The organism is Nonomuraea sp. NEAU-A123 (genome assembly GCF_018603905.1).
GTDB lineage: Bacteria > Actinomycetota > Actinomycetes > Streptosporangiales > Streptosporangiaceae > Nonomuraea.
The window spans coordinates 23087-34790 of record NZ_JAHFZZ010000013.1 but is presented as its reverse complement, the minus strand read 5'-3'; the positions used below and the strand labels follow the sequence as shown (position 1 = coordinate 34790).

10 protein-coding genes are annotated in these 11704 nt (G+C 70.5%); 6 read left to right on the top strand and 4 right to left on the bottom strand.

What is annotated here, in order from left to right:
* The first annotated feature begins 39 nt into the window (after positions 1–39).
* The 4 genes from KLK06_RS35180 (at position 40) to gatB (ending at position 5596) form a co-directional block, all read left to right on the top strand.
* The gene (locus KLK06_RS35180) at positions 40–2112 is read left to right on the top strand and encodes a bifunctional diguanylate cyclase/phosphodiesterase (RefSeq protein WP_214639934.1); all 2073 of its coding nucleotides are present in this window, start codon (positions 40–42) and stop codon (positions 2110–2112) included.
* A gap of 76 nt (positions 2113–2188) precedes the next feature.
* Positions 2189–2488, top strand: a complete 300-nt coding sequence (gene gatC, locus KLK06_RS35175) for an Asp-tRNA(Asn)/Glu-tRNA(Gln) amidotransferase subunit GatC (RefSeq protein WP_214639933.1) — start codon at positions 2189–2191, stop codon at positions 2486–2488.
* Positions 2485–3975 (top strand): Asp-tRNA(Asn)/Glu-tRNA(Gln) amidotransferase subunit GatA, encoded by a 1491-nt coding sequence (gene gatA / locus KLK06_RS35170; RefSeq protein WP_214639932.1) that lies wholly within the window; start codon positions 2485–2487, stop codon positions 3973–3975. The genes gatC and gatA overlap by 4 nt, the downstream gene beginning before the upstream one ends.
* Before the next feature lie 115 nt (positions 3976–4090).
* On the top strand, positions 4091–5596 hold the full coding sequence (gene gatB, locus KLK06_RS35165; RefSeq protein ID WP_214639931.1) for an Asp-tRNA(Asn)/Glu-tRNA(Gln) amidotransferase subunit GatB: 1506 nt from the start codon (positions 4091–4093) through the stop codon (positions 5594–5596).
* A gap of 123 nt (positions 5597–5719) precedes the next feature.
* On the opposite strand, the gene KLK06_RS35160 is transcribed toward gatB, so the two are convergent.
* Genes KLK06_RS35160 through KLK06_RS35145 form a run of 4 tightly spaced genes read right to left on the bottom strand, consistent with a single transcriptional unit; the run spans position 5720 to position 9258 of the window.
* On the bottom strand, positions 5720–6172 hold the full coding sequence (locus KLK06_RS35160) for a VOC family protein (RefSeq protein WP_214639930.1): 453 nt from the start codon (positions 6170–6172) through the stop codon (positions 5720–5722).
* Between the two features lie 48 nt (positions 6173–6220).
* A complete protein-coding gene (locus KLK06_RS35155) occupies positions 6221–7744 on the bottom strand; it encodes a tripartite tricarboxylate transporter permease (RefSeq protein WP_214639929.1) in 1524 nt (507 codons plus the stop codon).
* On the bottom strand, positions 7745–8278 hold the full coding sequence (locus tag KLK06_RS35150; protein ID WP_214639928.1) for a tripartite tricarboxylate transporter TctB family protein: 534 nt from the start codon (positions 8276–8278) through the stop codon (positions 7745–7747).
* Positions 8278–9258 carry a tripartite tricarboxylate transporter substrate binding protein gene (locus tag KLK06_RS35145; protein WP_214639927.1) on the bottom strand — a complete coding sequence of 327 codons (981 nt, stop codon included), beginning with the start codon at positions 9256–9258 and terminating at the stop codon, positions 8278–8280. Before KLK06_RS35145 ends, KLK06_RS35150 begins: the two co-directional genes overlap by 1 nt.
* Positions 9259–9394: 136 nt before the next feature.
* Between KLK06_RS35145 and KLK06_RS35140 the strand changes: the two genes are divergently transcribed.
* Both KLK06_RS35140 and KLK06_RS35135 read left to right on the top strand, forming a co-directional pair.
* A complete protein-coding gene (locus KLK06_RS35140; RefSeq protein ID WP_214639926.1) occupies positions 9395–10978 on the top strand; it encodes a sensor histidine kinase in 1584 nt (527 codons plus the stop codon).
* Positions 10975–11637, top strand: coding sequence for a response regulator (locus tag KLK06_RS35135; RefSeq protein ID WP_214639925.1), 663 nt, complete (start codon positions 10975–10977; stop codon positions 11635–11637). The genes KLK06_RS35140 and KLK06_RS35135 overlap by 4 nt, the downstream gene beginning before the upstream one ends.
* The last annotated feature ends 67 nt before the right edge of the window (positions 11638–11704 follow it).

The following is an 11704-nucleotide window of genomic DNA, read 5'->3' as shown; positions in this document are numbered from 1 at the left end:
GTACCCTCCCATAGTGACCTAATGGGGGTTCTGTTACTGATGGCTGACCCAACCGACACCCGCGACACAGGGCCACGCGCCGGGACGCCTCTGTGGGCGTTCCTCGCCGGCATCACCGTGATCGGCTTCACCGCGCTGGCCGTGGCCATGCTCCGACTCGACCCGGCCGGCCTGGCGGAGCTCGCCCGCACGCCCTTGTTCTGGGTGCTGACCGTCCTCGCCGTGCTGGGCGAGCTCAGGCCCGTCATGGTGTCCTCGGCGACCGCCGTCGGCGGCACGTACCCCTCCACCATGTTCACCTTCGCCGTGCTCCTGCACTTCGGCCTGCCCGTGGCGGTGCTGATGCAGGCGGTGGCCGTGACGATGAACGGCATCGTCACCCGCAAGGCGTGGCACCGGGTGATGTTCAACATCGCCCAGTCGACGCTCGCGCTGACCGCCGCCGCCGTGGTGCTCGGCCTGTTCGGCATCGTGCCGCGCCCGGCCGCGCCGTGGGTGCCCACGGGCTCCGACCTGCTGGCGATCACGCTGGCCGGCATCGCCTACTTCGCCGTCAGGGCCGCGCTGGTGAGCGGTGCCGTGGCACTGCACGAGCGCCGGTCGATCACCCGCGTGCTGAGGGCGAGCCTCGGCCCGCAGAGCCTCGTCTACGCCGCGCTGCTCGGCCTGGCGCCCCTGGTCGTCGTCGTGATGACCCACGCGCCCTCCCTCGTGCCGCTGTTCGTGGCGCCCCTGGCGGCGGTCTACTTCACCGCCACGCTGTCCATGCGTCGCGACCACCAGGCCATGCATGACGAGCTGACCGCCCTGCCCAACCGAAAGATGCTGATCGTGAGCACCGAGGAGGCGCTCGCCGAGGCCCGCCAGGACGAGCGGGTCGGCCTGTTCCTGCTCGACCTCGACCGGTTCAAGGAGGTCAACGACACGATGGGCCACCCGGTCGGTGACCGGCTGCTGCAGATGGTCGCCCACCGGCTCACCCATTCCGTACGGCCCGGCGACGTCGTGGCCCGGCTGGGCGGTGACGAGTTCGCCGTCCTGCTGCCCTCGATCAGGGACGCCCACGCGGCCCGCGAGGTGGCGGCCAGGCTGCGGGCGGCGCTCAGAGAGCCGGTACGGCTGGAGGGCATGTCGTTCGACCTCGACGGATCCGTCGGCATCGCGCTCTACCCTGACCACGCCCCCGACTTCGAGCTGCTGCTCCAGCGCGCCGACGTGGCCATGTACCTGGCCAAGGAGGGGCGCACCGGCGTGGAGCTCTACCAGCCGGACAAGGACCGCAACTCGCCCGAACGCCTCAACCTCCTCGGTGATCTGCGGCGCGCCGTCGACAATCGCGAGCTCAGGTTGCACTACCAGCCCAAGGTCGGCCTGGGCACCGGTGCCGTGCACGGCATGGAGGCCCTGCTGCGCTGGAACCACGCGGTGCACGGCCAGATCCCGCCGTCGGAGTTCATCCCGCTGGCCGAGCAGTCCTACCTCATGCGCCAGCTCACCGAATACGTCATCGAGGCCGCCCTGGAGCAGGCCGCCCGCTGGTGGCACAGCGGCCTGCGGGTGCAGGTCTCGGTCAACATCTCCGCCCGCGACCTGCTCGACTCGGCGCTGCCCGAGCAACTGGAGGCGGGGCTGGCCAAGCTCCGGCTGCCGCCCTCGGCGATCCAGCTCGAGGTCACCGAGCGCATCCTGATGGGCGACCAGGCCTACACGCACGAGACGATCAAAGCGCTGGCCGTGCTCGGCGTGCCGCTGTCCCTCGACGACTTCGGCACCGGCTACTCCTCGCTGATCAGGCTGCAGCGGCTGGCGGTGTCCGAGGTGAAGATCGACGCGTCGTTCGTCAAACGCATCGCCGAATCCGACGACGACTACCGGATCGTGCGCTCCATCGTCGACCTGGTCCGCTCGCTCGGCCTGCACTCGGTCGCCGAGGGTGTGGAGTCGGACGACGTGGCGATCCGGCTCACCGAGATGGGCTGCGAGATGGGCCAGGGCTGGCTGTTCAACGAGCCCATGCCGCCCGCCGAGGCCACGGTCTGGCTGCGCGAGAACTTCGAGAGCCCGCCCGAGATCGAGTACGGCTACCGCTCCGAGGTCACTCAGACCGCTTAACGGTTCGGTCTCGCTCCGTCAAGGCCCCTAGGATGACAGTGTCCCAACTCCATCCACGAAACGGGTTAAACGACTCATGTCCGCCATAACCCGCGACGAGGTCGCACACCTGGCCCGGTTGTCCAGGCTGGCCCTCACCGATGACGAACTCGCCCACTACGCCACCCAGCTCGATGCCATCATCGAGTCGGTCGCGAAGGTGGCCGAGGTCGCCGCCGAGGACGTTCCGCCTTCGTCGCACGCGCTTCCGCTGACCAATGTCTTCCGCGCCGACGAGGTGCGACCGTCACTGACGCCCGAGCAAGCGCTGTCCGGCGCGCCGGCCGTCGAGGACAACCGCTTCCGGGTCCCGCGCATCCTGGGGGAGGAGGCATGAGTCTGATCCACAAGACCGCCGCAGAGCTGGGCGCGCTGATCGCCGGTGGCGAGGTGACCGCCGTCGAGGTGGCCGAGGCGCATCTCGACCGCATGGCCGAGGTCGAGCCCAAGATCAACGCGTTCCTGCACATCGATCGCGAGACCACCGTCGAGCAGGCCAGGGCCGTCGACGCCCGGCTGGGCGCCGGTGAGCGGCTCGGCCCGCTGGCCGGGGTGCCGATCGCGCACAAGGACATCTTCGCGACCGCCGACATGCCGACCACGGCCGCGTCCAAGATCCTCGAAGGCTGGCGTCCGCCGTACGACGCGACCGTCACGAGCCGCCTGCGCGCGGCCGGGCTGGTGATCCTCGGCAAGACGAACCTGGATGAGTTCGCCATGGGCTCCTCCACCGAGAACTCCGCCTATGGCACGACGCACAACCCGTGGGACCTGACCAGGATCCCCGGCGGGTCGTCCGGTGGTTCCAGCGCCGCCGTCGCCGCGTACGAGGCGCCGCTGTCCACCGGCACCGACACCGGCGGCTCGATCCGGCAGCCCGCCGCGGTGACCGGCATCGTAGGCATGAAGCCGACCTATGGCGGTTCGTCGCGTTACGGCCTGATCGCGTTCGCCAGCTCGCTCGACACGCCCGGCCCGTTCGCCCGCAACGTGCTCGACGCGGCGCTGCTGCACGAGGCGTTCTCCGGGCACGACCCGATGGACTCCACCTCGGTCGACGCGCCCGTGCCGTCCGTGGTCGAGGCCGCTCGCAACGCCGACATCTCCGGCATGCGCGTCGGCGTGGTCAAGGAGTTCGGCGGCGAGGGCTACCAGGCCGGCGTGCTGGCCCGCTTCCACGAGGCCGTCGAGCTGCTCGAATCGCTCGGCGCCAAGGTCGTCGAGGTCTCCTGCCCGTCGTTCTCGACCGCGCTGCCCGCCTACTACCTGATCGCGCCGTCGGAGTGCTCCTCCAACCTGGCGCGCTTCGACGCCATGCGCTACGGCCTGCGCGTCGGCGACGACGGCACCCGCAGCGCCGAGGAGGTCATGGCGATGACCAGGGCCGCCGGGTTCGGCCCTGAGGTCAAGCGGCGCATCATGCTCGGCACCTACGCGCTGTCGAGCGGCTACTACGACGCCTACTACGGTCAGGCGCAGAAGGTGCGCACGGTCATCTCGCGCGAGTTCGAGGCCGCCTTCCACCAGGTGGACGTGCTGGTGTCGCCGACCACGCCGACGACGGCGTTCCCGATCGGCGAGCGCGCGGACGACCCGATCGCCATGTACCTCGCCGACCTGTGCACGATCCCGTCCAACCTGTCGGGCAACGCGGCCATCTCGGTCCCGTGCGGCCTGGCCGACGAGGACGGGCTGCCGGTCGGCCTGCAGATCATGGCCCCGGTGCTGGGCGACGACCGCTGCTACCGCGTCGGCGCCGCTGTGGAGCAGGCCCTCGAAAGCCGCTGGGGCGGCAGTCTGCTGTCCAAGGCTCCGGCTCTGTAGGAACGTGTCGAAAGGGGGGACGGCGGCGTGCTGACGCACATCGAGATCGACGTGCCGCCGTTCCTCGCCGTGGTTGGCGGCGTGAAATGCGACGATCTGAACTAAGGACTCCACCATGACTGTCGATACGCACATGCCGTACGACGAGGCGCTCGCCCGGTTCGAGCCGGTGCTCGGGCTGGAGACGCACGTCGAGCTCGGCACCGCGTCGAAGATGTTCTGCGGGTGCAAGACGACCTTCGGCGCCCCGCCCAACACGCAGGTCTGCCCGACCTGCCTGGCGTTTCCCGGCTCGCTGCCGACGGCCAACGCCGTCGCGATCGAGTCGACGATCCGCATCGGCCTGGCGCTGAACTGCTCGATCGCCGAGTGGTGCCGCTTTGCCCGGAAGAACTACTTCTATCCGGACATGCCGAAGAACTACCAGATCTCCCAGTACGACGAGCCGCTCTGCTTCGACGGCTACCTCGATGTCGAGGTCGACGGCCGGACCGTGCGGGTCGAGATCGAGCGGGTGCACCTGGAGGAGGACACCGGCAAGTCCACCCACGTGGGTGGCGCGACCGGCCGCATCCAGGGCGCCGACTACTCGATCGTCGACTACAACCGGGCCGGCATCCCGCTGGTGGAGATCGTCACCAAGCCGGTCGAGGGCACCGAGAGCCTGGCGCCCGACGTGGCCAAGGCGTACGTGACCGAGCTGCGCGAGACCCTGCGCTCGCTGGGCGTCTCCGACGTGCGCATGGAAGAGGGCTCGCTGCGCTGCGACGTCAACGTCTCGCTCATGCCGCGCGGCGCGTCCGAGTGGGGCACCCGTACGGAGACCAAGAACGTCAACTCGCTGCGCAGCGTCGAGCGCGCCGTGCGCAGCGAGATCGAGCGGCAGGCGGCGATCCTCGCCGACGGCGGCCGGATCATCCAGGAGACCAGGCACTTCCACGAGGACACCGGCGTCACCACGCCCGGCAGGTCCAAGGAGGAGGCGCAGGACTACCGCTACTTCCCCGAGCCGGACCTGGTGCCGATCGCGCCCGACCCGGCCTGGGTGGCCACGCTCAAGGAAGCGCTGCCCGAGCTGCCGTCGGTCAGGCGCAAGCGGCTGCAGGCCGAGTGGGGGGTGTCCGACCTCGACATGCAGGCCATGCACAACGCCGACGCGTTCGACCTGGTCGAGGCGACGGTCGCGGCGGGCGCGCCGGCCGCCGACGCGCGTAAGTGGTGGATGGGTGAGCTGGCGCGGCGGGCCAACGAGTCCGGGGTGGCCCTGGCCGGCCTGCCCATCACGCCCGCGCAGATCGCCCGCGTCACCGAGCTGGTGGCCTCCGGCGCGCTCAACGACAAGCTGGCCCGCGAGGTACTCGAAGGAGTGCTGGCCGGGGAGGGTTCGCCCGACGAGGTGGTCGAGCGGCGCGGGCTGCGGATCGTCAACGACGAGGGCGAGCTGTCGGCGATCGTCGACCAGGTCATCGCCGGCAACGCCGACGCGGCCGACAAGGTCCGCTCCGGGAAGATCGCCGCGGCCGGTGCGCTGGTGGGCGGCGTGATGAAGGCCAGCCGCGGCAAGGCCGACGCCGCCCGGGCCCGCGAGCTGATCCTGGAGAAGCTGGGCGTCTCCGAGTAAGCCCGTCGGCGGGTTACTCGCGAGACGGGTAACCCGCCGATGTGCGGCTCGTCGCCGAAGGCCCCGCCACTCGCTGAGGAAGCGAGCCGGCGGGGCCTGCGCCGTACAGATGCCGTAAAACGCTCAGCTGATGCAGAACTCGTTGCCCTCCGGGTCGAGCAGGGTGATCGCGTAGTAGTCGGGCAGGCCCTCCACCAGGAGCACCTTCGACAGCGTCGCCCCCAGCCCGATCAGCCGCTCGGCCTCGGCGTCGAGCTGGGCCTTGCGGACCTCCACCGGCCGGTCGTGCCCGGACGTGATCGACAGGTCGAGGTGGAGGCGGTTTTTGACCACCTTGCCCTCGGGCACCTTCTGGAACCACAGCCGCGGCCCCACCCCGGCCGGATCGACGACCGAGTCGTAGCCGCCGTCACCGGTCAGCTCCTCCTCGGGCAGCCCCCGGGCGCGCCAGTAGTCCTGCCAGGTGGCGAAGCCCTGCGGGGGCTCCTCCAGCCGGTAGCGGAGCGCCTCGGCCCAGAACCTGGCCAGCTTCTCGGGGTCGGCGCAGTCGAAGGTCACCTGTACTTTCACGGCCATGGCCGCCATGCTGCCCAGCCGGTACGACAGAAAACGACCGGGAGGCCGTCAGTCCTCCCGTGACGTCGGCAAGGCCGGTTCGACGTGGCGCCGTTCCATCAGCTTCCTGAACAGCGGCGCGAGCAGCGCGAGCAGGGAGAGCACCAGCAGGATCACCGCGATGGGGCTGCGCACCAGCACGGTCACGTCGCCCGCCCCGATGGCCAGGGCCCGGCGTAGCTGGATCTCCGCCATCGGCCCCAGGATCAGGCCGATCACCGCCGGGGCGACCGGCAGCCCGAAGCGCCGCATCGCGTACCCGAGCAGGCCCAGCAGGAACAGCGCGACCAGGTCCACCACCGAGCCGTTCAGGGCGTACACGCCGAGCGCGGCGAACAGCACGATGCCCGCGTACAGGTACGGCCGGGGGATGCGCAGCACGCGCGCCCAGAGCGGCGCCAGGGGCAGGTTCAGCACGAGGAGCATCGTGTTGCCGATGAACAGCGACGCGATCATGCCCCACACCAGGGCCGGGTTGTGGTCGAACAGCTGCGGCCCGGGCTGCAGGCCGTACTGCTGGAAGGCGGCGAGCAGGATCGCGGCCGTCGCGGACGTGGGCAGGCCCAGCGTCAGCAGCGGCACCAGGGTCCCGGCGGCCGAGGCGTTGTTGGCCGCCTCGGGCCCGGCGACGCCTTCGATGGCGCCCTTGCCGAACTCCTCCTTGGCGACGCCGCGGGCCAGCCGCTTCTCGGCCGCGTACGACAGGAAGGTCGGGATCTCGGCGCCGCCGCCGGGCAGCGCGCCGAACGGGAAGCCGAGCGCGGTGCCGCGCAGCCAGGGCAGCCACGACCGGCGCCAGTCGGTACGGCCCATCCAGGCCCGGCCCACCGGCACCACTTCGGGCAGTGAGTGGCGCAGCCGCGAGGCCACGTACAGGGCCTCGCCCAGCGCGAACAGCCCGACGGCCACGACCACCACGTCCACGCCGTCGAGCAACTGGTCCATGCCGAGCGTGAGCCGCGCCTGCCCGGTCTGCTGGTCGATGCCGATCAGCCCGATCACCAGGCCGAACCCGAGCGAGGCCAATCCGCGCACGACCGAGCGGGACAGCACCGACGACACCGCGGTGAAGGCCAGGATCGCCAGCGCGAAGTAGTCCTCGGGGCCGAACGCGATGGCGAAGCTCACCACCGCGGGCGCCGCCACGACCAGCAGCGCGGTCGCGATCGTGCCCGCCACGAACGAGCCGATGGCCGCGGTGGCCAGCGCCTGCGCCGCCCGGCCGCGCCGGGCCATCTTGTTGCCCTCCAGCGCGGTGATCATCGAGGACGACTCGCCGGGGGTGTTGAGCAGGATGGAGGTGGTCGAGCCGCCGTACATGCCGCCGTAGTAGATCCCGGCGAACATGATGAACGCGCTGGTCGGCGGCACGGTGAAGGTGATGGGCAGGAGCAGCGCCACCGTCATGGCGGGCCCGATGCCGGGCAGGACGCCGACGAGGGTGCCGAGGGTGACGCCGATGAGCGCGTACATGAGGTTGATCGGCGTCAGCGCCCCGGCGAAACCGTCGAGCAGGAGCTGGAACGAATTCACCTAGATCACCCCCTGCAGCAGCCCGCCCGGCAGCGACACGCCCAGGCCCTTGACGAACAGCAGGTAGGTGGCGATCCCCAGGACCACCCCGACGCCCGCCGCGCGCAGCTTGTGCTCCGCGCCGAGCACCAGCGACAGGCCGAAGAACAGCAGGCTCGCGGCGATGATCCAGCCGAGCAGGTTCAGCACCGCGGTGAAGGCCAGGAAGATCCCGCTCACCAGCCCGACGCTGCGCCAGTCGGCGGGCGCGTCCACGTCGACGTCCTCGCTCTCCTCGGGGTCGCCGCGCCCGCCCCTGAGCACGTCGGCCACATAGAACAGGCCGACGACGATCATGGAGCCGCCCACCAGCATCGGGAAGAACCGCGGCCCGATGCCGAGCTGCGAGGCGGCGGCGGACACGTCGAGCGTGCCGATCACGACGAACACGCCGAGCGCGAGCACGATGAGAGCCAGCCCCAGTTCGGGACGCCACCGCCAACGCCGCTTCTCGCCGTCACCGGGGCCGGTACGACCGGCCGTGGTCTCGGACATCAGGAGACGACGCCCAGCTCGGCGATGATGGTCTTGACCTTGGCCTGCTCGGCGTTGAGGTAGTCGGCGAACTGCTGCCCGGTCTGGAAGGAGTCGATCCAGCCGTTCTTGGCCACCGCGTCCTTCCACGGCTGCGAGTCGTGCATCTTGGTCACCAGGTCGGTCAGCGACTTCTTGGCGGCGTCGTCGAGCCCGGGGGGCGCCACGAAGCCGCGCCAGTTGGTCAGCTCGACGTTCAGCCCGGCCTCCTTGAGCGTGGGCGCGTCGAGGTCGGGCAGCCGCTGGCCCGAGGTCACGGCCAGCGCGCGGAGCTTGCCGGACTTCACGTGCTCGGCGAACTCGCCGACGCCCGAGATGCCCACGCTCACCTTGTTGCCGAGCAGCTCGTTCAGCGCCTCGCCGCCGCCCGAGTGGGCGATGTAGTTGACCTGCTTCGGGTCTACGCCGGCGGCCTTGGCCATCAGCCCGGCCGCGATGTGGTCGGTGCCGCCGGCCGAGCCGCCGGAGATGGACACCTTCTTCGGGTCGGCCTTCCAGGCGGCGACCAGGTCGGCCACCGACTTGAACGGGGAGGCCGCCGGGACCACGATGATCTCGTACTCCTCGGTCAGCTTGGCGATCGGCGTGGTCTGGGCCAGTGTGACCTTGGACTTGTTCTGCTCGATCGCGCCGACCATCACCAGGCCCATGGTCATCAGCAGGTTGCCGTTGCCCTTCTCGCCGGCCAATTGGGCCAGGCCGATGGTGCCGCCCGCGCCGGGGACGTTGTACACCTCGACCCGGCGCTTCGGGTCGACGGCCTTGAGCGCCTGCTCGGCCGTACGGGATGTCTGGTCCCAGCCGCCACCCGGTGAGGCGGGAGCCATGATGCGCAGAGCGCCGGTCCCCCCGCCGTCAGAGCCGGAACCGGAGCCGGCGCCGCAGCCGGACACCGCGGCGACGGAGAGCGCCGCGACGGCGGCGAGTATGCGGAGACGCATGATCACTCCAAAGGGGGGATTTCACGTTACGAGATACTGGATGGTGAAGTCCGCTGCCGATGGAGTCGACCTTTTTACGATAGCCGTCGTATAGGTCGTATTGGTCGCAACCCCCCCGTGACCTCGGCATGTTTCCATGGGCCAGGTGAGACGGGTACGTGACGCCTCCCTCGGAACCCAGCTGTTCGTGCTCCAGATGGTCATCGTGCTGCTGGCCGTCGGAGGCACAGGAGGCGTGTGGGCCAATCACACGCGCGCTCAACTGGACTCGCTGTACGAGCAGCGGGCGCTGGCGATCGCCCAGTCCGTGGCGGGGCTGCCTCAGGTCAGGGACGCGTTCGACATCAAGGATCCGCAGACCGTGCTGCAGCCGCTCGCGCTGAGCGTCCAGCAGACGACCGGCGCCGACTACGTGGTCATCGCCAACCGCGAGCAGACGCGGTACGCCCACCCCAACGCCGCGCTGATCGGCAAGCGGCTGTCCACCGACGGCAACACGGTGCTGAACACCGGCAAGAGCTGGGTCGGCACCGAGACCGGCACGATAGGCACCACGGTCAGGGGCAAGGCACCGATCTTCGACGAGTACGGCAACGTCATCGGCCTGGTCTCCGTCGGCGTGCTCCAGACCACGGTCACCGGTCAGCTCGCGGGCGCGCTGCCGCCGCTGGTGTGGACCGCGCTGGCCGTGCTGCTCTCCGGCCTCGCGGCGGCGGCGCTGATCACCGCGCGGGTGCGCCGGCAGACGTTCGGCCTGGAGCCGCGCGAGATCGCCGGGCTGCTGGAACAGCGCGAGGGCGTGTTGCACGGGGTCAAGGAAGGCGTGCTCGCGCTCGACCTCGCAGGCCGCGTGACGCTCGTCAACGACTCCGCCCGCGAGCTGCTCGGCGAGGTGGGCGAGGACCTCACCCAGATGCCGGTCTCCGAGCGGATGCGCGACGTGCTGGGCGGGGCCGACCCGGGGGAGGACCGGATCGTGCTGCACGGCGAGCGGGTGCTGGTCCTCAACCGCACGCCGGTCTCCGTACGCGGCCAGCACCGCGGCTGGGTGGTCACCCTCAGAGACCGCACCGAGCTCGTACGCCTGGCCCGCGAGCTCGACGACACCAGCAGCGCCACCGAGGCCCTCAGGGCCCAGGCGCACGAGTTCGCCAACCGCATGCACACCGTCGTCGGCCTGCTCGAACTGGGCGAGCACGACGCCGCGATCAGCTTCATCACCCGCACCACCCGCGGCACGTACGCCACCGGCCTGCGCGATCGCGTCCAGGACCCGACGCTGGCCGCGCTGCTGCTCGCCAAGTCGGCGGAGGCGGCCGAGCGCGGCGTCCAGCTCGTCCTGTCCGAGGACTCCGCCGTGGAGGAGGGCCTGCTCGGCGACCCGCAGGACGCGGTCCTGGTGGTCGGCAACCTGGTGGCCAACGCGATCGACGCGCTCGACGGGGCCACGGGCACGATCGAGGTGTCGGTGCTGGCCGACGCCGAGGGCCTGCACGTGCGGGTCGGCGACTCGGGCCCCGGCATCGCTCCTGACCTGGTCGAAGAGGTGTTCAGGGAGGGGTTCACCACCAAGGCCGCCCATTCGGGGCCGCGCGGGCTCGGCCTGGCGCTGACCCGGCAGGCGTGCCTGCGCAGGGGCGGCTGGGTGAAGGTAGGCAACGCGGACGGCGCCGTCTTCACCGCCCTGCTGCCCGCACCGGTCCGGGAACCGGTGCGATGAACGAGATCCGGGTGCTGGTCGTGGACGACGACTTCATGGTGGCGCGCATTCACAGCGGCTACGTGGCGCGGATGCCCGGCTTCCGGGTGGTGGCCGCCGCGCACACCGGGGCCGCCGCGCTCGCCATGGCCGCCGAGCACCGGCCCGACCTCGTGCTGCTCGACATCTACCTACCCGATATGTCGGGACTTGAGGTGCTCAAGGCGCTGCACGACGTGGACGTCCTCATGATCAGCGCCGCCCGCGACGTGTCCACGGTCAGGGAGGCGATGCGCGGCGGCGCGGTCAACTACCTGATCAAGCCGTTCACCGCCGCCGCGCTGACCGAGCGGCTCCAGCAGTACGCCGACACCCGCAAGCGGCTCACCGCCATCGGCGCGGAGGCCCGTCAGGACGACGTCGACCGGCTGTTCGGCACGCAGCCCATCGCGGCGCCGCTGCCCAAGGGCCTGTCGTCGGCGACGTGCGCGCTGGTCGCCGACACGCTCCGGGAGTCGGGCCGCGACCTGTCGGCGGCCGAGGCCGCCTCGCTCGCGGGCCTGTCCCGCGTCAGCGCCCGCCGATACCTCGAATACCTGTGCGTCGCCGGGCATGCCGAACTCAGGCCCCGGTACGGTACGGCCGGACGCCCCGAACATCGCTACCGGTGGCTAGGTTGACACACTTCCGTAGTCATTTCTCGTGACATATCCCAATGCTCGTGCCTTACTGTTGCCTGAGGATGTG

Bases quoted from the DNA above. Each gene is read 5' to 3' on its own strand.
- KLK06_RS35180 (WP_214639934.1), top strand. From the start codon at position 40: ATGGCTGACCCAACCGACACCCGCGACACAGGGCCACGCGCCGGGACG.
- gatC (WP_214639933.1), top strand. From the start codon at position 2,189: ATGTCCGCCATAACCCGCGACGAGGTCGCACACCTGGCCCGGTTGTCC.
- gatA (WP_214639932.1), top strand. From the start codon at position 2,485: ATGAGTCTGATCCACAAGACCGCCGCAGAGCTGGGCGCGCTGATCGCC.
- gatB (WP_214639931.1), top strand. From the start codon at position 4,091: ATGACTGTCGATACGCACATGCCGTACGACGAGGCGCTCGCCCGGTTC.
- KLK06_RS35160 (WP_214639930.1), bottom strand. From the start codon at position 6,172: ATGGCCGTGAAAGTACAGGTGACCTTCGACTGCGCCGACCCCGAGAAG.
- KLK06_RS35150 (WP_214639928.1), bottom strand. From the start codon at position 8,278: ATGTCCGAGACCACGGCCGGTCGTACCGGCCCCGGTGACGGCGAGAAG.
- KLK06_RS35145 (WP_214639927.1), bottom strand. From the start codon at position 9,258: ATGCGTCTCCGCATACTCGCCGCCGTCGCGGCGCTCTCCGTCGCCGCG.
- KLK06_RS35140 (WP_214639926.1), top strand. From the start codon at position 9,395: ATGGGCCAGGTGAGACGGGTACGTGACGCCTCCCTCGGAACCCAGCTG.
- KLK06_RS35135 (WP_214639925.1), top strand. From the start codon at position 10,975: ATGAACGAGATCCGGGTGCTGGTCGTGGACGACGACTTCATGGTGGCG.